Below are 24051 nucleotides of genomic sequence, written 5' to 3'. Positions count from 1 at the left end.
CGTGAGCCGTGTGCCCCGTCCGCCTGGCGCACCAAAAGGAATCCTAAACAGGTAAAGCACGACGGGAAGGGAACTCGCGAAGACCGCCACGGCGGGTCCCCCCGCCGGTCACGACTCCAGATACGCGAGCACCGCGAGAACCCGCCGGTGATCCTGCTGGCTCTGACCCAAACCCAGTTTCTGGAAGATGTTCGACACATGCTTCTCGACCGCACCGTCGGACACCACCAGTTGCTTGGCCACCGCGGCGTTGGTCCGGCCCTCCGCCATCAGCCCCAGCACCTCGCGCTCACGGGGCGTCAGATTCGCCAGCGTGTCGACCTGCCGGCTGCGGCTCAGCAACTGCTGCACCACCTCCGGGTCCAGCGCCGTCCCGCCCTGCGCGACCCGGGTCACCGCGTCGACGAACTCCCGCACCTCCGCGACCCGGTCCTTCAACAGGTACCCGACCCCGCGGGTCGAACCCGCCAGCAGCTCGCCCGCGTACTGCTCCTCCACGTGCTGCGACAGCACCAGCACACCCAGCTGCGGATACCGCTTGCGCAACTCCACGCACGCCCGCACCCCCTCGTCGGTGTGCGTCGGCGGCATCCGCACATCCGCCACCACCACGTCCGGCAACGAGCCCTCCTCCTGCAGCCCGTCCACCACCCGCAGCAGAGCGTCCCCGTCCCCGACCCCCGCCACGACCTCCATCCCCCGGTCCGTCAGCAACCGCGTCAACCCCTCCCGGAGCAACACGGAATCCTCGGCGATCACCACACGCAACATGCCGACGACCCTATCGGGTGGGGAGATCAGGGGCGCGGGGAGCTGCGCGAAGCGGAAGGCACCCCAACGCAAGATCGCGACGCGGGACAATGGCCTGCACGTGCTCGCGACCTCACGGACGGGCGCACCCGCACCCGTCTCACATGGTGCGAATCGCCACCGTGTCGCAGAGCTCCTGCAGCGCCGCCTTCGCCGAGCACTCCGGCAGCGGGTCCAGCAGCGCCCGCGCCTCCTCCGCGTAGCGCAGCGTCTCGCGCCGCGCCCGCTCCAGCGCGGGGTGCCGACGCAGCAGGCGCAGCGCTTCCGCGTGGGCGGCGTCGTCGGACGCCAGGTCGCTGTCGAGGAGTTCCCGCAGCCGCACGTCCTCCGCGTCCGCCGGGTCGACGGGCATCTGGCGCAGCAGCAGCACGGGCAGCGTGGGGACGCCTTCGCGCAGGTCGGTGCCGGGGGTCTTGCCGGACTCGTGGCCGTCGCTGGCGATGTCGAGGACGTCGTCGGCGAGCTGGAACGCGGTGCCGATGCGCTCGCCGTACTGGGTGAGCAGGTCGACGATCCACGGTTCGGCGCCGGCCATCATCGCGCCGAAGCGGCAGGAGACGGCGATCAGCGAGCCGGTCTTGCCGGAGAGGACGTCCAGGTAGTGCTGGAGCGGGTCGTCCTCGGGGCGGGGCCCGACGGTCTCCAGGATCTGGCCGGTGACCAGTCGTTCGAACGCGTCGGCCTGGACCTTGACGGCCTCGGGGCCGAGGTCGGCGAGCACCTGGGAGGCGCGGGAGAACAGGAAGTCGCCGGTGAGGATGGCGACCGAGTTGTCCCAGCGGCTGTTGGCGCTGGGCGCGCCGCGCCGTACGGGGGCCTCGTCCATGACGTCGTCGTGGTAGAGCGTCGCGAGGTGGGTGAGTTCGACCACCACCGCGGACGTCACGACGCCGGCGGCGGCCGCGTCGCCGAACTGGGCGGCGAGCATCACGAGCAGCGGCCTGAACCGCTTCCCCCCGGCCTCGATGAGGTGGCTGGCGGTCACCGTGATGAAGGGCACGTCGCACTTGACGGCCTCGATCAGCGCGGCCTCCACGGCCTCCATCCCGGCCTGGACGTCGCGGGTCAGATCGCGGTCCTGCACGCTCAGCCCGAAGGGCCCCACGACGGTCACGCTGACCACTCCTGTCCCTGGTCGATCCAGCGGGCCGGTCCCTCAGCGCCGCCGATGCACATACAAGGCAGCGTATCCGGTCCCGAGTGGATCACTGCACGGGCATGGGCCTTCCTCCCCTGGTGGCGGGAGGTGGGCCCGGTACGGACCGTCCTCCCGCCCCGGGAACGATCAGCGAATGAAGATCGAGGCCTTGGTGGCCAGGTCGAGGAAGTACTGCGGGAGCAGGCCGAGACCGAGGGTGACCAGGACGCCGAAGGCGATGGTGGTCGCGGTGAGGGTGCTGGGGACGGCGACGGCGGGGCCGGAGGGCTGGGGGTCGGAGAAGAACATCAGGACGATGACGCGGATGTAGAAGAAGGCGGCGATCGCGGAGGACAGCACACCGACGATGACCAGCGGGGCGGCGCCGCCGCCGGCCGCGGCCTGGAAGACGGCGAACTTGCCGGTGAAGCCGGAGGTGAGCGGGATGCCGGCGAAGGCCAGCAGGAACAGCGCGAACACCGCGGCGAGCAGCGGTGAGCGCCGGCCGAGTCCGGCCCAGCTGGACAGGTGGGTGGCCTCGCCCTTGGAGTCGCGCACCAGGGTGACCACGGCGAACGCGCCGAGGGTGACGAAGGAGTAGGCGAGCAGGTAGAAGAGGACGGCCGCGACGCCGCGCCGGTCGGTGGCGATCAGGCCGGTGAGGATGAACCCGGCGTGCGCGATCGAGGAGTAGGCGAGCAGTCGCTTCACGTCCTGCTGGGTGACGGCGAGGATCGAGCCGACCACCATGGTGAGGATCGCGACGCCCCACATGACGGGCCGCCAGTCCCAGCGGATGCCGGGGAAGGCGACGTAGAACAGCCGCAGCAGCGCGCCGAACGCGGCGGTCTTGGTGGCGGCGGCCATGAACCCGGTGACGGGGGTCGGCGCGCCCTGGTAGACGTCCGGCGTCCAGGAGTGGAACGGCACCGCGCCGACCTTGAAGAGCAGGCCGACGCTGACCATGGCGAGGCCGATCAGCAGCAGCGCGTCGTTCTGGGTGGTGACGGCGAGCGCGGGGGTGACGGGGGCGACGCCGGAGACGACGTCGGCGATCTCACCGAGCCGGAGGCTGCCCGCGTAGCCGTACAGCAGGGCGGTGCCGAACAGGAAGAACGCGGAGGCGAACGCGCCGAGCAGGAAGTACTTGACGGCGGCCTCCTGCGAGAGCAGGCGGCGGCGCCGGGCGATCGCGCACATCAAGTACAGCGGCAGGGACAGCACTTCGAGCGCCACGAACATGGTGAGCAGGTCGTTGGAGGCGGGGAAGAGCAGCATGCCGCCGACCGCGAACAGGGTGAGCGGGTAGATCTCGGTGGTCCGCAGGCCCTCGCGGGTGGCTTCGCGTTCCTGTTCGCCGCCGGGCACGGTGGCGGCCTGGGCGGCGAACGCGTCGACCCGGTGGCCGTTGATGCGCGGCTCCAGGCGGCCCTCGGCGTAGGTGAGGACGGCGAGGACGGCGGTCAGCAGGATGACGCCCTGAAGGAACAGCGCGGGCCCGTCGATGGCGACCGAGCCCATCGCCAACAGGCCTGCCCGGGTGGAGGCGTGGCCCTGGGCGGCGAGCACCACGACGGCGACGAAGCCGCCGACCAGGCCGGCCAGCGAGATGCCCAGCTGGGTGGAGGCTCGCAGCCGGCGCGGCAGGAACGCCTCGGCCAGGATGCCGACCAGGGCGGCGCCGAACACCACCAGCATCGGCGAGAGTTGGCCGTACTCGATGTGCGGGGCGGGGATGCTCGGGCTGTTGCCGCCGGCGGCGGCCAGCGCGTGGGTGGCGATCACTTCTGCTCACCTCCGGTGGTGGCGGCCACCGGGTGGGCGGGCGCGGGGTCGGTCCGGTGGATCTGGCTGAGGGTGTCGTTCACGGCCGGGTCCACCATCCGGGTGAGCGGCTGCGGGTAGACGCCGAGCAGCACGGTGAGGGCCACCAGCGGGGCGACGACGGCGAGTTCACGGGCCTTCAGGTCGGGCATGCCCCTCACGGAGGCCTTCACCGGTCCGGTCATGGTGCGCTGGTACAGCATCAGCGCGTACAGCGCGGCCAGCACGATGCCGAAGGTGGCGATGATGCCGATCACCGGGTAGCGGGTGAACGTGCCGACCAGGACCAGGAATTCGCTGACGAACGGGGCCAGGCCGGGCAGTGACAGGGTGGCCAGGCCGCCGATCAGGAAGGTGCCGGCCAGGACCGGCGCGACCTTCTGGACGCCGCCGTAGTCGGCGATCAGACGGGAGCCGCGGCGGGAGATCAGGAAGCCGGCGACCAGCATCCACGCGGCGGTGGAGATGCCGTGGTTGACCATGTAGAGGGTGGCGCCGGACTGGCCCTGGCTGGTCATCGCGAAGATGCCCATGATGATGAACCCGAAGTGCGAGATGGACGCGTAGGCGACCAGCCGCTTGATGTCCTTCTGTCCGATGGCGACCAGCGCGCCGTAGACGATGCCGATCAGCGACAGCACCAGGATCGCCGGGGCGAAGGTCTTCGAGGCGTCCGGGAACAGGCCGAGGCAGAACCGGAGCATCGCGAAGGTGCCGACCTTGTCGACGACCGCGGTGATCAGCACGGCCGTTCCGGCGGTGGACTCGCCCATCGCGTTGGGCAGCCAGGTGTGCAGCGGCCACAGCGGGGCCTTCACCGCGAAGGCGAAGAAGAAGCCGAGGAACAGCGCGCGCTGCGCGGTCGGGTCGATCACCAGCTTGCCGGAGGAGATCGCGTCGGTCAGCGCGGGCAGGCTGAACGTCGCCAGGCCCTGGTCGCTCGCCACCACGTACAGGCCGATCACGGCGGCCAGCATGACCAGTCCGCCGAGCAGGTTGTACAGCAGGAACTTGACGGCGGCGTAAGAGCGTTGGCGGGCCGAGTCCGGTCCGCCGGCCCGGTCGCCGAAGCCGCCGATCAGGAAGTACATCGGGATCAGCATGGCTTCGAAGAACACGTAGAACACGAACACGTCGGTGGCCAGGAAGGACACCAGCACCATCGCCTCGACGGCGAGGATCAGGGCGAAGAAGCCCTGGGTGCGGCGCTTGGACTCGAACGTGCCCTCGGGGGCCGAAGGGTCGGCGTCGTGCCAGCCGGCCAGCATCACCAGCGGCACCAGCACGGCGGTGAGCAGCGCCAGCACGGTGCCGATGCCGTCCGCGCCGAGCGAGAAGTCGATCCCGAAGGAGCGGATCCAGCTGTAGGACTCGGTCAACTGGTAACGGGCGCCGCCGGGGTGGAAGGACGCGGCGATCGCGGCGGCCAGGCCCAGGGTGGCCACCGAGACGCCGAGCGCGACGGCCTTGGTGGTGCGCCGCCGGGCCTCGCCGGTGCCGGCCGGCAGAGCGGCGGTGACCACCGCTCCGACGGCCGGGACGGCGCAGGTGGCGGAGAGGAGGTAGCTCATCAGACCGACCTCATCAGGAGAGTGGAGGCGACCAGCACCAGCGTGCCGCCGAACATGGAGAGCGCGTACGTCCGGACGTAGCCGGTCTGGATCCGGCGCAGCCGTCCGGACAGGCCGCCGATGGCGGCGGCGAGGCCGTTGACGAAGCCGTCCAGGCCCTTGCTGTCGAACCAGACCAGGGTGGCGGCGAGCGCCGAGCCGGGCCGGACCAGGACGGCGTGGTTGAAGTCGTCCTGCAGCAGGTCGCGGCGGGCGGCCCGGGTGAGCAGCGAGCCGACCGGCGGCTTCACCGGGACGGGACTGCGGCCGTACATCAGCCAGGCCAGGCCGACGCCGGCCGCCATGCAGACGGTGGCGATGGCGCTGACGGTGAGGGCGTTCAGCGGCGAGTGGCCCTCCTCGAAGCCGGTGACCGGCTCCAGGAAGTTCAGGAAGGAGTCGCCGAGGCTGAAGAGTCCGCCGGCGAAGAGCGAGCCGAAGGTCAGCACGACCATCGGGATCACCATGGTCTTCGGCGACTCGTGCGGGTGCGGCTCCTTGCCCTCGGCGTCGGGCTGCCAGCGCTTCTCACCGAAGAAGGTCAGCAGCACCACCCGGGTCATGTAGAACGCGGTGACGGCGGCGCCGAGCAGCGCGCAGCCGCCGAGGATCCAGCCCTCGGTGCCGCCCTTGGCGAGCGCCGCTTCGATGATCTTGTCCTTGGAGAAGAAGCCGGACAGGAACGGGAAGCCGATGATCGCCGCGTAGCCGGCCATGAACGTCCAGAAGGTCCACGGCATGTACTTCCGCAGGCCGCCGTAGTGGCGCATGTTCACCTCGTCGTTCATGCCGTGCATGACCGACCCGGCGCCGAGGAACAGTCCGGCCTTGAAGAAGCCGTGGGTGACCAGGTGCATGATGGCGAAGGCGTAGCCGACCGGGCCGAGGCCCGCCGCCATGATCATGTAGCCGATCTGCGACATGGTCGAGCCGGCCAGCGCCTTCTTGATGTCGTCCTTGGCGCAACCGACGACGGCGCCGAACAGCAGCGTCACCGCGCCGACCACCACGACGGCGGTCTGCGCGTCGGGGGCCAGGTCGAAGATCGCCGAGGAGCGGGTGATCAGGTAGACGCCCGCGGTGACCATGGTGGCGGCGTGGATCAGCGCGGAGACCGGGGTCGGGCCCTCCATCGCGTCGCCCAGCCAGGACTGCAGCGGGACCTGCGCGGACTTGCCGCAGGCGGCGAGCAGCAGCATCAGGCCGATCGCGGTGAGCTTGCCCTCGGTGGCGTCGCCCGCGGCGGAGAACACCGGGTGGAAGGCGAAGGAGCCGAACTCGGCGAACATCAGCATGATCGCGATGGACAGGCCCAGGTCGCCGACCCGGTTGACGATGAACGCCTTCTTGGCGGCCGTCGCGGCGCTCGGCTTGTGCTGCCAGAAGCCGATCAGCAGGTAGGACGCGAGGCCCACGCCTTCCCAACCGACGTACAGCAGCAGGTAGTTGTCCGCCAGCACCAGGATCAGCATGGCGGCCAGGAACAGGTTCAGGTAGGCGAAGAACCGGCGGCGGCGCTCGTCGTGCGCCATGTAGCCCACCGAGTAGAGGTGGATCAGGGTGCCGACGCCGGTGATCAACAGGACGAAGACGATGGACAGTTGGTCGAGCTGGAAGGCGACGTCGGCCTGGAAGCCGTTCACCGGGATCCAGCTGAACAGCCGTGTGGTGACGGCGCGGTGCTCGGTGTCGCGGCCCAGCATGTCGAAGAACAGGACGAGACCGAAGGCGCAGGACAGCGCCGCGAGTGCGGTCGCGATCCAGTGCCCGAACCGGTCCAGGGCCCGTCCGCCGAGCAGCAGCAGGGCAGCGCCGGCCAGCGGCGCCGCGATCAGCAGCGGAATGAGAGAGTTCACTGAAGGGCCCTCCGCCTACAGCTTCATCAGGTTGCTGTCGTCGACCGAAGCGGAGTGCCTGGTCCGGAAGATGGAGACGATGATGGCGAGGCCGACCACGACCTCGGCCGCCGCGACCACCATGGTGAAGAACGCGAGGATCTGGCCGTCCAGGTTGCCGTGCAGCCGGGAGAACGTGACCAGCGCCAGGTTCGAGGCGTTCAGCATCAGCTCCACGCACATGAACAGCACGATCGCGTTGCGGCGGATCAGCACGCCCGATGCGCCGATGGTGAACAGCAGCGCGGCGAGGTACAGGTAGTTGACCGGGTTCACTCCGCCTCCTCCTTGGTCGGGGTCGGCACGGTCTCCAGCGCCTGGCGGGGCCCGGCCACCTGCGGGCGGGCGGAGGACGGGCGGCCGAGCCAGTCGGCGGTGCTCTCCTCCAGTTCGGCCATCCGCTGCAGCATCTCCTGGCTGACGTCGCGGATCTGGCCGCGCTCGCGCAGGGTGCCCATCACGGAGTCCTCGGCGACGGTGCCGTCGGGCAGCAGCGCGGGGATGTCCACCGCGTTGTGCCGGGCGTACACGCCGGGCGCGGGCAGCGGCGGCAACTGGATGTTGTCCTTGACGCGCCGGTCGGCGAGTTGACGCTGCGTCAGCCGCTCGCGGATCTTCTCGCGGTGGGTCAGCACCATCGCGCCGATCGCCGCGGTGATCAGCAGCGCGCCGGTCACTTCGAACGCCCAGACGTACTTGGTGAAGATCAGCCGGGCCAGGCCCTGCACGTTGCCCTCGGCGTTCGCCTCGGACAGGCCGGTGAAGTGCGACAGCCGGGCGTTCGCCAGGCCGGCGATCAGCAGCACGCCGAAGCCCAGGCCGCAGAGCACGGCGCCGATCCGCTGGCCCTTCAGCTGTTCCTTCAGCGAGTCCTCCGAGGTGACGCCGACCAGCATCACCACGAACAGGAACAGCATCATGATCGCGCCGGTGTAGACGACGATCTGCACCACGCCGAGGAACACCGCGCCCTGCGCCAGGTAGCAGATCGCCAGCGAGAGCATGGTGGCGGCCAGGCAGAGCGCCGAGTGCACCGCCTTCTTCATCAACAGCATGCCGAGCGCGCCGCCGACCGCGATCACGGCCAGCACCCAGAACTGCACGGCCTCGCCGGTGGAGGTCATGACTGCGCCTCCTTGTCGTGCGCGTGCTTCTCCTGCGGCACGGTGCCCGGCGCGGCGCCCTTGATCTCGCCCCGGTAGTAGGCGCCCTCGTCGGCGCCGGGGAAGATCGCGTGCGGCGAGTCGACCATGCCCTCGGTCAGCCCGACCAGCAGCTGTTCCTTGGTGAAGATCAGGTCCTGCCGGCTGGAGTCGGCGAGTTCGTACTCGTTGGTCATGGTGAGCGCCCGGGTCGGGCAGGCCTCGATGCACAGCCCGCACAGGATGCAGCGGGCGTAGTTGATCTGGTAGACCGCGCCGTAGCGCTCGCCGGGCGAGTAGCGCTCGTCGTCCCGGTTGTCGGCGCCCTCGACGTAGATCGCGTCGGCCGGGCAGGCCCAGGCGCACAGCTCGCAGCCGATGCACTTCTCCAGCCCGTCCGGGTGCCGGTTCAGCTGGTGGCGGCCGTGGAAGCGCGGAGCCGTGGGCTTCTTGTACTCCGGGTACTGCTCGGTGAGCCGCTTCTTGAACATGGCCTTGAAGGTCACGCCGAAGCCGGCGGCCGGACCGAGGATCGACTTCTCCGAGGATTCGTCGGACATCGCGGCTCAGCTCCCTTCGGAATGGTCGGCCCCGTTGAGGGCGTCCTGGAGTTGCGGGGTCCGGCGGCGGCGACGCGGGACGGGCGGCAGTTCCTGACCGGGCAGCGGCGGCACCGGGTAGCCGCCGGCCATCGGGTCGAAGGCCGCGGGCGGGGCGGCGGCGGGCGGCTCCTCGGGCTTCTTGCGGACCACGTCCGCGATCAGCGCGACCAGCAGGATCGCCGCGAGCGGCGCGCCCACGTACAGCAGCACCTTGGTGAAGTCGTAGCCCTCGTTGCGCAGCGCCCGCACCGCGGAGACCATCACCAGCCACACCAGGGAGACCGGGATGAGCACCTTCCAGCCGAGCTTCATGAACTGGTCGTAGCGCAGTCGCGGCAGGGTGCCGCGCAGCCAGATGAAGAAGAACAGCAGCAGCTGGATCTTCAGCACGATCCACAGCATCGGCCACCAGCCGTGGTTGGCCCCCTCCCAGAAGGTGGAGATCGGCCACGGGGCCCGCCAGCCGCCGAGGAACAGCGTCGAGGCGACCGCCGAGACGGTGACCATGTTGACGTACTCGGCCAGCATGAACATCGCGAACTTCAGCGAGGAGTACTCGGTGTTGAAGCCGCCGACCAGCTCGCCCTCGGCCTCCGGGAGGTCGAACGGCGCGCGGTTGGTCTCGCCGACCATCGCGATGATGTAGACGATGAACGACACCGGCAGCAGCACCGCGAACCAGGTCGGCTGCTGCGAGCCGACGATCTCCGAGGTCGACATCGAGCCCGAGTAGATGAACACCGCCGCGAACGACAGGCCCATCGCGATCTCGTAGCTGATCATCTGGGCGGACGAGCGGATGCCGCCGAGCAACGGGTACGTCGAGCCGGACGACCAGCCGGCCAGCACGATGCCGTAGATGCCCACCGAGGCGGTGGCCAGGATGTACAGCAGCGCGATCGGCAGGTCGGTGAGCTGCAGCGGGGTGCGGGTGCCGAAGATCGACACCTCGTTGCCGGCCGGGCCGAACGGGATCACCGCGAACGACATGAACGCGGGGATCGCCGCGACGATCGGCGCCAGGATGTAGACCGCCTTGTCGGCGCCCTTCACCACCAGGTCTTCCTTCAGCGCCAGCTTCACGCCGTCGGCCAGCGACTGCAGCAGGCCCCACGGTCCGTGCCGGTTGGGGCCGATCCGCAGCTGCATCCAGGCGACGACCTTGCGCTCCCAGACGATCGCGATCAGCACCGTCAGCACCAGGAAGGCGAAGCAGAACACCGCCTTCAGCAGCACCAGCCACCACGGGTCGCGCCCGAAGAAGGCCAGGGTGTCGTACGCAGCAGCGAGGTGCATCACTGTTCCTCCGCCGGGGCGATGGTGACCAGGTGGCCCAGGGTGGTGCCGAGCGTGCGGTGCGCACCGCCGCCGGGCGTCGAGTTGAGCGGCAGCCAGACCGTGCGGTCCGGCATCGCCTCGGTGACCTCCAGCGGCAGGGTCAGCGACCCGGCGGGGCCGGTGATCCGCAGCAGCGGGCCGGTGGCGCCGATCTCGGCGGCGGTGGCGGCGGACAGCCGGGCGACGACGGGGTGCCGGGTGCCGGCCAGGTGCTCGTCGCCGTCCTGGAGCGTGCCGTTGTCGAGCAGCATCCGGTGCCCGGCCAGCACGGCCTGCCCGGTCACCGGGCGGGGCAGCGTGCCGGGGAGCGCGCCGGGTGCGGCCGGACGGTCGCCCTCCCACGGGGCGAAACGGTCCAGCTCCAGCCGGGCGGCGCGGACGTCGGGCAGGCCGATCGGCTTCTCCAGCGCGTCCGCGACCATGGACAGCACCCGGACGTCCGAGTGCAGGTGGCGGCCCATCAACTGGTCGGGCTTGATGGCCGGTTCGAACATCCGGACCCGGCCCTCCCAGTCCAGGAAGGTGCCGGCCTTCTCGGCGACGGCCGCGACCGGCAGCACCACGTCGGCCAGCGCGGTCACGGCGGACGGGCGCAGCTCCAGCGAGACCACGAAGGCGCGTTCCAGGGCCTGTTCGGCGAGCACCGGGTCCGGCAGGTCGTCCAGGCCGACGCCGCCGACCACCAGCGCGTCCAGGTCGCCCGCGGCGGCGGCCGCCAGGATCCGGTCGGTGTCGCGGCCCTCCGCGGCGGGGAGTTCGGCGACGCCCCAGTGCGCGGCGGCCTCGGCGCGCGCGGCGGGCACGCCGACGGCGCGGCCGCCGGGCAGCAGCCCGGGCAGCGCGCCCGCCTCGACGGCGCCGCGCTCACCGGCCCGGCGCGGCACCCAGGCGAGCTTCGCCCCGGTGGCGTGCGCCAGGCGCAGCGCGGCGGTCGGGCCGCCGGCGGTCTGGGCGAGCCGTTCGCCGACCAGGATCACCGCGCCGGGAAAGCGCAGCGCGTCGGCGCAGCGGCCCGCGTCGTCGGTGAGCACCTCCTCGCCGGCGAGCGCGCCGAGCCACTCGGCCTCGGTGCCGGGGGCGGCGGGCAGCAGCGCGCCGTGCAGCTTGGTCAGGCCCCGGGTGGCGTGCGAGGCGATCGAGAACACCCGCAGTCCGTGCGCCCGGTTGGCCTTGCGCAGCCGCAGGAAGACGATCGGCGCCTCCTCCTCGGCCTCCAGTCCGGCGAGCAGCACGGCCGGGGCGTCTTCGAGTTGGCGGTAGCTCACCCCGCCGCCGTCGAGGTCGACGCCCTGCCCGGCGACGGCGGCGGCCAGGAACTCGGCCTCCTCGCCGCTGTGCGGGCGGGAACGGAAGTCGACGTCGTTGGTGCCGAGCGCGATCCGGGCGAACTTGCCCCAGCCGTAGGCGTCCTCGACGGTGACCCGGCCGCCGGCCAGCGCCGCGGCCCGCTTGCCGCGCAGCCCCTCGGCGACCGCGGCGAGCGCCTCCGGCCAGGACACGGCGACGAGTTCGCCGTCCCGCCGGACCATCGGCGAGGCGAAGCGGTCACGCTGCTGGGCGTAGCGGAACGCGAAACGGCCCTTGTCGCAGTCCCACTCCTCGTTGACCTCCGGCTCGTTGCCGGCCAGGCGGCGCATCACCTTGCCGCGCCGGTGGTCGGTGCGCTGTCCGCAGCCCGCCGAGCAGTGCTCGCACACGGACGGCGAGGAGACCAGGTCGAACGGGCGGGAGCGGAACCGGTAGGCGGCGGAGGTGAGCGCGCCGACCGGGCAGATCTGGATGGTGTTGCCGGAGAAGTACGAGTCCAGCGGCTGGTCGACTCCGGTGCCGACCTGCTGGAGCGCGCCGCGCTCGACCAGGTCGATGAACGGGTCGCCGGCGATCTGCTGCGAGAACCGGGTGCAGCGCGCGCACAGCACGCAGCGTTCGCGGTCCAGCAGCACCTGGGTGGAGAGCGGGATCGGCTTCTCGTACGTCCGCTTGACGCCCTCGAACCGGGACTCCGCCGCGCCGTTGGTCATCGCCTGGTTCTGCAGCGGGCATTCGCCGCCCTTGTCGCAGACCGGGCAGTCCAGCGGGTGGTTGATCAGCAGCAGTTCCATCACGCCGTGCTGCGCCTTCTCGGCGACCGGCGAGGTCAGCTGGGTGTGCACCACCATGCCCTCGGCGACCGGAATGGTACAGGAGGCGACCGGCTTGCGCTGCCCCTCGATCTCCACGATGCACTGGCGGCACGCCCCGGCGGGATCGAGCAGCGGGTGGTCGCAGAAGCGCGGGATCTGGGTGCCGATCTGCTCGGCGGCGCGGATCACCAACGTGCCCTTGGGGACGCTGACTTCGACGCCGTCGATGGTGAGCGTGACCAGCTCGGTCTGGGTGGAAGGCTCGGTGACCGTCACGCGTGCACCTCCCTCTCGGTGGCGGACTCGTGGACGGAGGCCCGGTCGGCCCAGACGGTGGAGGCCGCCGGGTCGAACGGGCAGCGGTGCTCGTTGATGTGCTGCTCGTACTCGGCGCGGAAGTGCTGGAGCGAGGAGACGATCGGGCTGGCGGCGCCGTCGCCGAGCGCGCAGAAGGACTTGCCGTTGATGTTGTCGGCGATGTCCAGCAGCTTCTCCAGGTCGCCGGGGACGCCCTGGCCGGCCTCGATCCGCTTCAGCAACTGCACCAGCCAGTACGTGCCTTCGCGGCAGGGGGTGCACTTGCCGCAGGACTCGTGGGCGTAGAACTCGGTCCACCGGGTGACGGCCCGCACCACGCAGGTGGTCTCGTCGAACACCTGGAGCGCCTTGGTGCCGAGCATCGAGCCGGCCGCGCCGACGCCCTCGTAGTCGAGCGGGACGTCGAGGTGCTCGTCGGTGAACATCGGGGTGGACGAGCCGCCCGGCGTCCAGAACTTGAGGCGGTGCCCGGCCCGGACGCCGCCGGTGATGTCGAGCAGCTGGCGGAGCGTGATGCCGAGCGGGGCCTCGTACTGGCCGGGGTTGGTGACGTGCCCGGACAGCGAGTACAGGGTGAAGCCGGGCGACTTCTCGGTGCCCAGCGACTTGAACCAGTCCTTGCCGCGGGCCAGGATCGGCGGCACCGAGGCGATCGACTCGACGTTGTTGACCACCGTCGGGCAGGCGTACAGGCCGGCCACCGCCGGGAACGGCGGGCGCAGCCGGGGCTGGCCGCGGCGGCCCTCCAGCGAGTCCAGCAGCGCGGTCTCCTCGCCGCAGATGTACGCGCCGGCGCCGGCGTGGACGGTGATGTCGAGGTCGTTGCCCTCGCCGAGGGCGTCCTTGCCGAGGAATCCGGCCGCGTACGCCTCGGCGACCGCGGCCTGGAGGCGGCGGAGCACCGGGACGACCTCGCCGCGCAGGTAGATGAAGGCGTGGTTGCAGCGGATCGCCCAGGAGGCGATCGCCATGCCCTCGATCAGCGAGTGCGGGTTGGCGAACAGCAGCGGGATGTCCTTGCAGGTGCCCGGCTCGGACTCGTCGGCGTTGACCACCAGGTAGTGCGGCTTGCCGTCGTTCTGCGGGATGAACTGCCACTTCAGGCCGGTGGGGAAGCCTGCGCCGCCGCGGCCGCGCAGGCCGGACTCCTTGACCAGGGCGATCACGTCGTCCGGGGCCATGGTGAGGGCGGTGCGCAGGCCGTCGTAGCCGCCGTGCCGGCGGTAGGTGTCGAGGGTCCAGGGGCGGCGGTCGTCCCAGGACACGGAGAGGACCGGGGAGAGGAGCTTCTCGGCCGGCTCGGCGGAGGTCATCACGCTTCCGTCCCTTCTTGCCGGGGGGAGACCACCTTGGCGCCCGGGGTGCCGGGCAGGGCCTCGCCCTTGGCCAGCCGCAGGCCGGCCAGCGAGGGTGCGCCGCCGGCCCCGGACTCGTCGACCGCGCCCTCGCGTTCGTCGGCGAAGCCGGCCAGGATCCGGGAGGTCTCCTTGAACGAGCAGAGCTTCGCGCCGCGGGTCGGCCGTACCTCTTCGCCCGCGCGCAGCCGGTCGACCAACTCCCGTGCGGACTCCGGGGTCTGGTTGTCGAAGAACTCCCAGTTGACCATCACCACGGGCGCGTAGTCGCAGGCCGCGTTGCACTCGATCCGCTCGATCGATACGGCGCCGTCCTCGGTGGTGCGGTTGTTCTCGATCTCCAGGTGCTGCTTGAGCTCGTCGAAGATCTGGTCGCCGCCGAGCACCGCGCACAGCGTGTTGGTGCACACCCCGACGTGGTACTCGCCGGCCGGACGCCGGCGGTACATGGTGTAGAAGGTGGCGACTGCGGTGACCTCGGCGGTGGTGAGGTCCAACTGCTCGGCGCAGAACCGGATTCCGGTCGCCGAGACGAAGCCCTCCTCGGCCTGCACCAGGTGCAGCAGCGGCAGCAGCGCGGAGCGGGAGTGCGGGTAGCGGGCGATCAGTTCGGCGGCGTCGGCGGCGAGTCGCCGTTCCACCTCCGACGGGTAGGGCTTGGCCGGCAGCGCCGGCAGGCCGAGTTCTGTGCTGCTCACCGGTCCACGCCTCCCATCACCGGGTCGATCCCGGCCACCGCGACGATCACGTCGGCGACCTGGCCGCCCTCGCACATCGCCGCCATCGTCTGCAGGTTGGTGAACGACGGGTCGCGGAAGTGCACCCGGTAGGGCCGGGTGCCGCCGTCGCTGACCACGTGCACGCCGAGTTCGCCCTTGGGCGACTCGACGGCCGCGTACGCCTGGCCGACCGGCACCTTGAAGCCCTCGGTGACCAGCTTGAAGTGGTGGATCAGGGCCTCCATCGAGCTGCCCATGATCTTCCGGATGTGGTCCAGCGAGTTGCCCATGCCGTCGGCGCCGACGGCGAGTTGGGCGGGCCAGGCGATCTTCTTGTCGGCGACCATCACCGCGCCGGGCCGCAGCCGCTCCAGGCACTGTTCGACGATCCGCAGCGACTGCCGCATCTCCTCCAGGCGGATCACGAACCGCCCGTAGGAGTCGCAGCTGTCGGCGACCGCGACCTCGAAGTCGTAGTTCTCGTACCCGCAGTACGGGTCGGACTTGCGCAGGTCGTGCGGCAGCCCGGTGGCGCGCAGGATCGGGCCGGTGGCGCCGAGGGCCAGGCAGCCGGGCAGGTCGAGGAAGCCGACGTCGACCAGGCGGGCCTTGAACACCGGGTTGTCGGTGGCGAGTTTGTCGTACTCGTGCATCCGGGAGCGGAGCAGCTTGACGCCCTCGCGGATCTTGTCGACGGCGCCGGGCGGCAGGTCCTGGGCCAGTCCGCCGGGGCGGACGTACGCGTGGTTCATCCGCAGGCCGGTGACCAGCTCGAAGATGTCCAGGACGACCTCGCGGTCGCGGAAGCCGTAGATCATCAGGGTGGTCGAGCCGATCTCCATGCCGCCGGTGGCGAGCGCCACCAGGTGCGAGGAGATCCGATTCAGCTCCATCATCAACACCCGGATCACGGACGCCCGTTCGGGGATGTCGGCGGTGATCCCGAGGAGCTTCTCCACGGCCAGGCAGTAGGCGGTCTCGTTGTACAGCGGAGTGAGGTAGTCCATCCGCGTCACGAACGTGGTGCCCTGCACCCAGTTGCGGAACTCCATGTTCTTCTCGATGCCGGTGTGCAGGTAGCCGATGCCGCACCGGGCCTCGGTGACCGTCTCGCCGTCGATCTCCAGGATCAGTCGCAGCACGCCGTGGGTGGACGGGTGCTGCGGGCCCATGTTGACGATGATCCGCTCGTCGTCGGCGCCGGCCACGGCCTCGGCGACCTCGCCCCAGTCGCCACCGGTGACGGTGAACACCCGTCCCTCGGTGGTGTCCCTGGAGCCCGCTTCGTGATGTGTGCTGCTCATCAGGTGTACGACCTCCGCTGGTCGGGCGCCGGGATCTGCGCGCCCTTGTACTCGACGGGAATGCCTCCGAGCGGGTAGTCCTTGCGCTGCGGGTGGCCCAGCCAGTCGTCCGGCATCATGATCCGGGTGAGCGCCGGGTGGCCCTCGAAGACCAGGCCGAAGAAGTCGTAGGTCTCCCGCTCGTGCCAGTCGTTGGTCGGGTAGACGCTCACCACGGACGGGATCCGCGGGTCCTTGTCGGGCGCGGTGACCTCCAGCCGGATCAGCCGGCCGTGGGTGATCGAGCGCAGGTGGTAGACCGCGTGCAGTTCCCGTCCGGTCTCGGCCGGGTAGTGCACGCCGCTGACGCCCAGGCAGAGTTCGAACCGCAGCGCCGGGTCGTCGCGCAGGATCCGCACCGCCTTCAGCAGGTGCTCGCGCTCGATGTGGAAGGTCAGCTCGTCGCGGTCGACGACGGTCTTCCCGATCACCTCGGTCACGTCGAGGCCCTGCTCCTCCAGCGCGCCCTCGAACTCGTCGGCCACCTCGTCGAACCAGCCGCCGTAGGGGCGTTCGCTCGGGCCGGGCAGCACGATCGGGGCGTTCAGCCCGCCGAAGCCGGAGGTGTCGCCGGTGCCGTGGGCGCCGAACATGCCCTTCCGGGTGCCGACCACCTCGACCGGGATCTCCCGCCTGGTGGCGGGGACCTCGGGCGTCTCCTTGTCCTGCTCGCTCATCGCAGCAGCCCCCGCATCTCACTGGTCGGAGTGGCATGCAGCGCGAGCTGCTCGGCCTCCTCCTCGGCCCGGCGGCGGTTCACGCCGAGCTTCTCGTGCTGGATCTTGTCGTGCAGCTTGAGGATCGCGTCCAGCAGCATCTCCGGGCGGGGCGGGCAGCCCGGCAGGTAGATGTCGACCGGGACGATGTGGTCGACGCCCTGGACGATCGCGTAGTTGTTGAACATGCCGCCGGAGGAGGCGCACACGCCCATCGAGATGACCCACTTGGGGTTCGGCATCTGGTCGTACACCTGACGCAGCACCGGGGCCATCTTCTGGCTGACCCGCCCGGCCACGATCATCAGGTCGGCCTGCCGCGGCGAGCCGCGGAACACCTCCATGCCGAACCGGGCCAGGTCGTAGCGGCCCGCGCCGGTGGTCATCATCTCGATCGCGCAGCAGGCGAGTCCGAAGGTGGCCGGGAAGAGCGACGCCTTCCGCACCCAACCCGCGGCGGCCTCCACGCTGGTGAGCAGAAAGCCGCTCGGCAGCTTCTCCTCGATACCCATCAGTTCCCTCTCAATGCCTTCGAGTCCGGTGGCTTCGTCCGCGCGTTCACAAACGGCGCGGCTGGGTCAGTCCCACTCCAGGCCGCCGCGGCGCCAGACGTAGGCGTAGGCGACGAACACGGTGGCGATGAACAGGAGCATCTCGACCAGCCCGAAGATCCCCAGGGCGTCGAAGCTGACCGCCCACGGGTAGAGGAAGACGATCTCGATGTCGAAGACGATGAACAGCATCGCCGTCAGGTAGTACTTGATCGGGAACCGACCGCCGCCCACGGGCTGCGGGGTCGGTTCGATGCCGCACTCGTACGCCTCCAACTTGGCCCGGTTGTAGCGCTTCGGGCCGGTGAGCGAGGCCATCACGACGGAGCCGACCGCGAACGCCGCGGCAATGGCACCGAGTACGAGGATCGGCGCGTAGGCATTCATAGCCCCCGCTCCCTCCGTCCAGTCGTCCTTGACTGCAGATCGGAACCACCAGGTCACCAGCGGTGAACCGATGATCCACTTCGTGAGATCCGGCTCCATGTGAGGCAGTTCACAAAGCCAGGTTGGAGCGCATCCTATGCCTGTCCGCTTGTGATCTGCGACACGCAGTTCCCGACGATCTTTGTGATCTTCGCCACCCGACGAACCGCACAGAGCGGGATCGGGCACCACTGTTCGACCCAGAGCAGGCGAATGGCCACATACAGTCGCAACCCACCGCGAAACGGCTGCTGTTCGACCACGGCCTATATCAATTCTGCGGCGGAACAGGCAAATTTCGGAGTGATCCGGTTTACGTGATAAAGAACCTCACCCGCGCGATGGACCCCGCCGGGCAGTCGCTTGACCCTTCGTTCACAAGCGCTCAGGAACGGACGCGCGCCGCCGCCCCCACTCGGTGCCGGCCAGCACCGCGACCGCGCCGAACACCGCCAACAGCCCGGGCCGGTCGCCCGCCAGCGCGATCCCGAACACCGCCGCCCACAGCGGCTCGGTGCCCAGCAGCAGGCTCACCCGCGACGGCGACGTCGCCCGCACCGCCCACAGCTGCACGAAGAACGCGAACAGCGTGCACAGCAGCGACAGGTACAGCAGCAGCCCCCAACGCGGCCCGTCGAAGGACGCCGCCACCGCCCACGGCGACGGCCCGGCCCACGGCGACGCCACCGCGAACACCAGCGTGGCGAAGGCCAGTTGGACCCAGGTCAGGGCCAGCGGATCCACCCCGCGCACCGCCCGCAGCCGGGCCGTCGCCAGCACGTTCACCGTCCGCGCGCCCGCCGCGCCCAGCACCAGCAGGTCGCCCGCCGAGGGCGCCCGCAGCCCGCCGTCGCCGGTCAGCAGCAGCACCCCCAGCACCGACAGGCCCGCCGCCGCCAGGAACGCCCCCGACGGCGCGCTGCGCCGCAGCGCCGCCTCGGCGAGCGGCGTGAACACCATGGTCAGGCTGATCACCAGCCCCGCGTTGGTCGCCGAGGTGTGCACCGCCCCGTACGTCTCCAGCAGGAACACCGCCCCGAGCACCAGCCCGAGCAGCGCCCCGCCGCCCCACTGGCGCGCCGTCAGCCCGCGCAGCCGCCGCCACGCCACCAGGCCCAGCACCGGCAGCACCAGCCCGAACCGCAGCGCCAGCACCGCCACCACGGTGTCCGGCTCCGCGACCCGCTTCACCACCAGGAAGCTCGAACCCCACACCACGGCCACCGCCAGCAGCGGCAGATCACTCAGCGGTCGAGGACGGGCAGCGACGGACGCAACGGCCATGACGGGACTCCCGGGAACGCCGTGGAAGCCCGTGCGCCGTCGAACAGGCCGAGGAAGATCGCCGCACACTGTCCCGCACGCGAAAGGCGGCGGGCAAGCGCTTTTCGCGCCCGCCCGCCGCCTTCGACCGCCGCCTTCGACCGCCGGGTCAGGCCCGGGGTGCGACCTTCGCGAGGCCGTTGATGATCCGGTCCGCGGCGTCGCCGCCGGTCGGGTCGGTGAGGTTGGCCAGCAGCTTGAGGACGAACTTCATCAGCACGGGGTGGGTCAGGCCGCGCTCGGCGGCGATCCGCATCACCCGGTCGTTGCCGATCATCTTCACGAACGCCCGGCCGAGCGTGTAGTAGCCGCCGTAGGTGTCCTTCAGGATCTGCGGGTAGCGCGCCAGCGCCCGCTCCCGGCCCTCGGGCGTGATCCGGGCCATCGCCTGCACGATGACGCCGGCCGCGATCTGGCCGGATTCCATCGCATAGGCGATGCCCTCGCCGTTGAACGGGTTGACCATGCCGCCGGCGTCGCCGACCAGCAGCAGGCCCCGGGTGTAGTGCGGCTGCCGGTTGAACGCCATCGGCAGCGCGGCGCCGCGGATCGGCTCGGTCATGTTCTCCGGCGTGTAGCCCCACTCCTCGGGCATGCCGGCGCACCAGCTCTTCAGCACCTCGCGCCAGTTCAGGTCGCCGAACGCCGGCGAGGAGTTGAGGATGCCCAGGCCGACGTTGGAGGTGCCGTCGCCCATGCCGAAGATCCAGCCGTAGCCGGGCAGCAGCTTCTTCTGCCCGCCGCGGGTGTCCCACAGCTCCAGCCACGACTCCAGGTAGTCGTCGTCGTGCCGGGGCGAGGTGAAGTACGTCCGGTACGCGACGCCCATCGGCCGGGACTCGATCCGGTGCAGGCCCATGGCCAGCGACAGCCGGGTCGAGTTGCCGTCGGCGGCGACCACCAGCGGCGCGTGGAAGGCGACTTCGCGCTTCTCCGGGCCCACCTTGGCGGTGACGCCGGTGATCCGGCCGGTGCGGTCCTGGATCGGGCCGCTCACGTTGCAGTTCTCGTACAGCCGGGCGCCGGCCTTCTGCGCCTGCCGGGCCAGCAGTTCGTCGAAGTCGGCGCGCTTGCGGACCAGGCCGTAGTCGGGGAACGACGCCAGCTCCGGCCAGTCCAGCTCCAGCCGGACGCCGCCGCCGATGATCCGCAGGCCCTTGTTCGGCAGCCAGCCGTTCTCGCTGGACACGTCGATGCCCATGTCCACCAGCTGCTTGACGGCACGCGGGGTCAGACCGTCGCCGCACACCTTCTCGCGCGGGAACTCGGTCTTCTCCAGCAGCAGCACGTCCAGGCCCGCCTGGGCCAGCCAGTACGCGGTGGTGGAGCCGGCCGGACCGGCGCCGACCACGATGACGTCGGCGGTGGACTCCACGGCGGTCTCGGTCATTCGGCTCTCTCCTGAGCGCGTCGGGTCACGGGTGGTCGGGTCCGGACCCTCCGTCACCGAAGCGGTGCGGAGCGCCGAACCCTCGCAGTCTACGGGGCCTTGAAGCCGCGGTGGAGGGCCACGATCCCGCCGGTCAGGTTGCGCCACGCCACCTTCGTCCACCCGGCCTGCTGCAACTCGGCGGCCAGCGACGGCTGGTCGGGCCACGACCGGATCGACTCCGCGAGGTAGACGTACGCCTCCGGGTTCGAGGACACCCTGGTCGCCACCGGCGGCAGCGCCCGCATCAGGTACTCGGTGTACACCGTCCGGAACGGCGTCCAGGTCGGCGTCGAGAACTCGCAGATCACCACCTTGCCGCCGGGCTTGGTCACCCGCAGCATCTCCCGCATCGCGACCTCGTGGTCCTGCACGTTGCGCAGCGCGAAGGAGATCGTCACCGCGTCGAACGATTCGTCCGCGAACGGCAGCCGGGTCGCGTCGCCCGCGGTCAGCGCCAGCTCGGGGTGACGGCTCTTGCCCTCGCTCAGCATCCCGATCGAGAAGTCGCACGGCACCACGTCCGCGCCGGCCTCCAGGAACGGCAGCGAGGACGTGCCGGTGCCCGCACCGAGGTCCAGGATGCGCTGGCCCGCGACGGCGTCCACCGCATCGGCCACCGCGCGGCGCCACAGCCGGGCCTGGCCCAGCGAGAGCACGTCGTTGGTGCGGTCGTACTTGGCCGCGACGTCGTCGAACATCGCGGCGACGTCCTGCGGCTGCTTGTCCAGATGGGCTCGGGTCACGCCCCCATTCTTAACCCAGCCCCACCTGTGGCCGTCACCAGGGCTCACCGCAACGCGCGGCGGCCCCCCTTGCGGCGTCGGCGCGACCGCTTGCCCTGCGTCAGCGCGGGCATCCCCTCGGCCGCGAACGCCACCGTGATCCCCGCCCCGACCTGCCCGTCCGCCGGGTACGCCCGCTTCAGCCGCCGGATCCGGTACACGCACACCAGGCACAGCAACGCCGCCAACGGCACGCTCGTCTGCGCCAACCCGACGCCCACCGGCTGCGGATACCGCTTCCCGCACACCCGCACCGCGCCCGCGTCGTCCGCCGCGTGCTCCAGGCAGATCGGATCGCCGAGCTTCGCATCCGCCGGCAGCCACAGATCCGCGGCGGTCAGCTTCCGCCCCTCCGCGACGTACGACACCTGGCTGTACGTCCCACTGCCGCCCGGCAGTTGCGTCACCGAGCCCTCGACCCGCACCGGATGCGCACTGATCCGGTCCGCCTGGTCGGCCTGCCGCCACCCCAGCAGACACATCGTGACGGCCACCACCGCGCTCAGCACGGCCCCCACGTACCACCCCCGGCCGGGCCTGGTCCGCAGACGATCGGAGGTGGCGGTTCCCATGCGTCCTGTTCCTGGCTCGGCGAAGTCCTGAACCGGGATCGTAGCCGCTGGTGGGCCATCAGGTCACGGGCAGTCAGACCTCCTGACGCGAACAGGGGAACCGGCGGGCACCCCCGCAGGCCCGAACTCCCTTACCGCCTCCGGAAGAGCAGCCGTCCGCCGAGGACTGTCGCCAGACAGCTCGCGTCCGCCCCCCACTCGTCGAACACCGCGAAGTCCGCCGCCCCGCCGACCGTCAACGGCCGGTGCACCGCCGCCCCGAACGGCTGATTCTCCAGCGGCGAGAGCGCCCCCGGCGTCCCGTCCCCCGCCAGCACGTGCAGCCCCGACCGGGCCACCGCCGTCCGTACCGCGGCGCGGTCGAACGGCCCCGTCACCGCCGTGGTGCCGAAGCCGAGCATCCGCTGCAGCCCGCGCCTCGCGCTGCCGCCCCACCGTTCCTCGCCCAGGTCGCCGGACGGCAGCAGCGGCCGGTCCCCCAACTCCTCGCGCGGGTCCGGGTGGTAGGCCGTCTCCAGCAGCCACCGCCCGCAGCGGTTGACCAGCCCGGGCACCAGCACGCCGTCCCATTCACGGACCCGGGCCGGCCCCCCGGCCAGCTCCTCGAAGGACCCGATCGCGGCCACCACGGCCCCGTCGACCAGCACCGCCCCGTCGACGATCGACGGGGCGGCGGGGTCGGCCAGCACGAGCCGGGCGCGGTGGAGCGTCAGCACGGATCAGGCACTCAGTTCGTCGCCAGAATGGTCAGTTCGGGGTGCGCCGTGCCGCCCTCGATCGCCGTGGAGGCGATGTGCGAGGCGACCCGCGGGTCCACCGGGTCGTTGGCCGGGTCGTCGAGGACCCGCAGGTGCTCGTACGTGGTGGCGCGCTGCGCGGGCACCCGGCCCGCGGTGCGGATCAGGTGGATCAGCTCGTGCAGGTTGGAGCGGTGCTTCGCACCGGCCGCGGAGACCACGTTCTCCTCCAGCATGACCGAGCCGAGGTCGTCCGCGCCGTAGTGCAGCGACAGCTGGCCGGCCTCCTTGCCGGTGGTCAGCCAGGAGCCCTGGATGTGCGCGACGTTGTCGAGGAAGAGGCGGGCGATGGCGATCATCCGCAGGTACTCGAACACCGTGGCCTGGGTCGAGCCCTTCAGGTGGTTGTTCTGCGGCTGGTAGGTGTAGGGGATGAAGGCGCGGAAGCCGCCGGTGCGGTCCTGCACGTCGCGGATCATCCGCAGGTGCTCGATCCGCTCGGCGTTGGTCTCGCCGGTGCCCATCAGCATGGTGGAGGTGGACTCGACACCCAGCCGGTGCGCGGTCTCCATGATCTCCAGCCAGCGTTCGCCGGACTCCTTCAGCGGGGCGATCGCCTTGCGCGGCCGCTCCGGCAGCAGCTCGGCGCCGGCGCCCGCGAACGAGTCCAGGCCGGCCGCGTGGATCCGGGTGATGGCCTCCTCGATGGAGACGCCGGAGATCTTCGCCATGTGCTCGACCTCGGAGGCGCCCAGCGAGTGGATCACCAGCTCGGGGAAGCGCTCCTTGATCGCGGAGAAGTTCTTCTCGTAGTACTCGACGCCGTACTCGGGGTGGTGCCCGCCCTGGAACATGATCTGGGTGCCGCCCAGTTCGACGGTCTCCGCGCAGCGGCGCAGCACCTCGTCGAGCTCCCGCGACCAGCCCTTGTCGCTCTTCGGCGGGACGTAGAACGCGCAGAACTTGCACGCCGTCACGCAGACGTTGGTGTAGTTGATGTTCCGTTCGATGATGTACGTGGCGATGTGCTCGACGCCCGCGTACCGCCGCCGGCGCACCGCGTCGGCGGCCGAGCCGAGCGCGTGCAGCGGGGCCGAACGGTACAGCTCCAGCGCCTCTTCGGCGGTGATCCGGCCGCCCTCGGCCGCACGGTCCAGAACGGCCTGCAGCTGGGCGGCGGAAAGGTTCTGCTCGGACACCTGGCGGGCCTGCTTTCATCGTCGAAGGGGCGTCCCGCCCAGCCTACGCCAGCGTATTTCCGCCCCTGCTCAGCCCCGCTCCCGCCACCGCCCGCG

At 70.8% G+C, this 24051-nt stretch carries 22 protein-coding genes; all 22 read right to left on the bottom strand.

The window, feature by feature from the left end; all coding sequences use genetic code 11:
- Nucleotides 1-108: 108 nt before the first annotated feature.
- Nucleotides 109-768, bottom strand: a complete 660-nt coding sequence (locus ACFV4P_RS04300) for a response regulator (protein ID WP_380468144.1) — start codon at nucleotides 766-768, stop codon at nucleotides 109-111.
- A 142-nt stretch (nucleotides 769-910) separates the two neighbouring features.
- Nucleotides 911-1924 (bottom strand): polyprenyl synthetase family protein, encoded by a 1014-nt coding sequence (locus tag ACFV4P_RS04295; RefSeq protein WP_380467252.1) that lies wholly within the window; start codon nucleotides 1922-1924, stop codon nucleotides 911-913.
- A 171-nt stretch (nucleotides 1925-2095) separates the two neighbouring features.
- A complete protein-coding gene (gene nuoN / locus ACFV4P_RS04290; RefSeq protein WP_380467250.1) occupies nucleotides 2096-3733 on the bottom strand; it encodes an NADH-quinone oxidoreductase subunit NuoN in 1638 nt (545 codons plus the stop codon).
- Nucleotides 3730-5343: an NADH-quinone oxidoreductase subunit M gene (locus tag ACFV4P_RS04285; protein WP_380467248.1), complete on the bottom strand. Its 1614-nt coding sequence runs from the start codon at nucleotides 5341-5343 to the stop codon at nucleotides 3730-3732. Before ACFV4P_RS04285 ends, nuoN begins: the two co-directional genes overlap by 4 nt.
- Entirely contained in the window at nucleotides 5343-7238 is a 1896-nt protein-coding gene (gene nuoL / locus ACFV4P_RS04280; RefSeq protein ID WP_380467246.1) for an NADH-quinone oxidoreductase subunit L, read from the bottom strand. The genes ACFV4P_RS04285 and nuoL overlap by 1 nt, the downstream gene beginning before the upstream one ends.
- Nucleotides 7239-7253: 15 nt before the next feature.
- The gene (nuoK, locus tag ACFV4P_RS04275; protein WP_043915678.1) at nucleotides 7254-7553 is read right to left on the bottom strand and encodes an NADH-quinone oxidoreductase subunit NuoK; all 300 of its coding nucleotides are present in this window, start codon (nucleotides 7551-7553) and stop codon (nucleotides 7254-7256) included.
- A complete protein-coding gene (locus ACFV4P_RS04270; protein ID WP_380467244.1) occupies nucleotides 7550-8401 on the bottom strand; it encodes an NADH-quinone oxidoreductase subunit J in 852 nt (283 codons plus the stop codon). The genes nuoK and ACFV4P_RS04270 overlap by 4 nt, the downstream gene beginning before the upstream one ends.
- Entirely contained in the window at nucleotides 8398-8979 is a 582-nt protein-coding gene (gene nuoI, locus ACFV4P_RS04265) for an NADH-quinone oxidoreductase subunit NuoI (protein WP_380467242.1), read from the bottom strand. The genes ACFV4P_RS04270 and nuoI overlap by 4 nt, the downstream gene beginning before the upstream one ends.
- Nucleotides 8980-8985: 6 nt before the next feature.
- Nucleotides 8986-10317 carry an NADH-quinone oxidoreductase subunit NuoH gene (nuoH, locus tag ACFV4P_RS04260; RefSeq protein ID WP_380467240.1) on the bottom strand — a complete coding sequence of 444 codons (1332 nt, stop codon included), beginning with the start codon at nucleotides 10315-10317 and terminating at the stop codon, nucleotides 8986-8988.
- Entirely contained in the window at nucleotides 10317-12758 is a 2442-nt protein-coding gene (locus tag ACFV4P_RS04255) for an NADH-quinone oxidoreductase subunit G (RefSeq protein ID WP_380467238.1), read from the bottom strand. The genes nuoH and ACFV4P_RS04255 overlap by 1 nt, the downstream gene beginning before the upstream one ends.
- A complete protein-coding gene (gene nuoF / locus ACFV4P_RS04250) occupies nucleotides 12755-14113 on the bottom strand; it encodes an NADH-quinone oxidoreductase subunit NuoF (RefSeq protein ID WP_380467236.1) in 1359 nt (452 codons plus the stop codon). Before nuoF ends, ACFV4P_RS04255 begins: the two co-directional genes overlap by 4 nt.
- On the bottom strand, nucleotides 14113-14853 hold the full coding sequence (gene nuoE / locus ACFV4P_RS04245; protein ID WP_380467234.1) for an NADH-quinone oxidoreductase subunit NuoE: 741 nt from the start codon (nucleotides 14851-14853) through the stop codon (nucleotides 14113-14115). Before nuoE ends, nuoF begins: the two co-directional genes overlap by 1 nt.
- On the bottom strand, nucleotides 14850-16178 hold the full coding sequence (locus ACFV4P_RS04240; protein ID WP_380467232.1) for an NADH-quinone oxidoreductase subunit D: 1329 nt from the start codon (nucleotides 16176-16178) through the stop codon (nucleotides 14850-14852). The genes nuoE and ACFV4P_RS04240 overlap by 4 nt, the downstream gene beginning before the upstream one ends.
- Nucleotides 16178-16894: an NADH-quinone oxidoreductase subunit C gene (locus tag ACFV4P_RS04235; RefSeq protein ID WP_380467230.1), complete on the bottom strand. Its 717-nt coding sequence runs from the start codon at nucleotides 16892-16894 to the stop codon at nucleotides 16178-16180. Before ACFV4P_RS04235 ends, ACFV4P_RS04240 begins: the two co-directional genes overlap by 1 nt.
- Nucleotides 16891-17445 (bottom strand): NADH-quinone oxidoreductase subunit B family protein, encoded by a 555-nt coding sequence (locus ACFV4P_RS04230; RefSeq protein WP_073811435.1) that lies wholly within the window; start codon nucleotides 17443-17445, stop codon nucleotides 16891-16893. The genes ACFV4P_RS04235 and ACFV4P_RS04230 overlap by 4 nt, the downstream gene beginning before the upstream one ends.
- Nucleotides 17446-17511: 66 nt before the next feature.
- Nucleotides 17512-17871, bottom strand: a complete 360-nt coding sequence (locus tag ACFV4P_RS04225) for an NADH-quinone oxidoreductase subunit A (RefSeq protein WP_014137597.1) — start codon at nucleotides 17869-17871, stop codon at nucleotides 17512-17514.
- Between the two features lie 414 nt (nucleotides 17872-18285).
- The gene (locus ACFV4P_RS04220; RefSeq protein WP_380467228.1) at nucleotides 18286-19194 is read right to left on the bottom strand and encodes a DMT family transporter; all 909 of its coding nucleotides are present in this window, start codon (nucleotides 19192-19194) and stop codon (nucleotides 18286-18288) included.
- Between the two features lie 148 nt (nucleotides 19195-19342).
- Nucleotides 19343-20623 (bottom strand): geranylgeranyl reductase family protein, encoded by a 1281-nt coding sequence (locus ACFV4P_RS04215; RefSeq protein WP_380467227.1) that lies wholly within the window; start codon nucleotides 20621-20623, stop codon nucleotides 19343-19345.
- Nucleotides 20624-20712: 89 nt separating this feature from the next.
- Nucleotides 20713-21408, bottom strand: coding sequence for a demethylmenaquinone methyltransferase (locus ACFV4P_RS04210; RefSeq protein WP_380467225.1), 696 nt, complete (start codon nucleotides 21406-21408; stop codon nucleotides 20713-20715).
- A 44-nt stretch (nucleotides 21409-21452) separates the two neighbouring features.
- Nucleotides 21453-22019 (bottom strand): hypothetical protein, encoded by a 567-nt coding sequence (locus ACFV4P_RS04205; protein WP_380467223.1) that lies wholly within the window; start codon nucleotides 22017-22019, stop codon nucleotides 21453-21455.
- Nucleotides 22020-22150: 131 nt separating this feature from the next.
- On the bottom strand, nucleotides 22151-22735 hold the full coding sequence (locus tag ACFV4P_RS04200; protein ID WP_380467221.1) for a hypothetical protein: 585 nt from the start codon (nucleotides 22733-22735) through the stop codon (nucleotides 22151-22153).
- 11 nt (nucleotides 22736-22746) lie between these two features.
- On the bottom strand, nucleotides 22747-23955 hold the full coding sequence (gene mqnC, locus ACFV4P_RS04195; protein ID WP_380467219.1) for a cyclic dehypoxanthinyl futalosine synthase: 1209 nt from the start codon (nucleotides 23953-23955) through the stop codon (nucleotides 22747-22749).
- Nucleotides 23956-24051: the final 96 nt, after the last annotated feature.

This window comes from Kitasatospora sp. NPDC059795 (genome assembly GCF_042732175.1).
GTDB lineage: Bacteria > Actinomycetota > Actinomycetes > Streptomycetales > Streptomycetaceae > Kitasatospora.
This window is presented reverse-complemented; position numbering and strand designations above follow the sequence as displayed.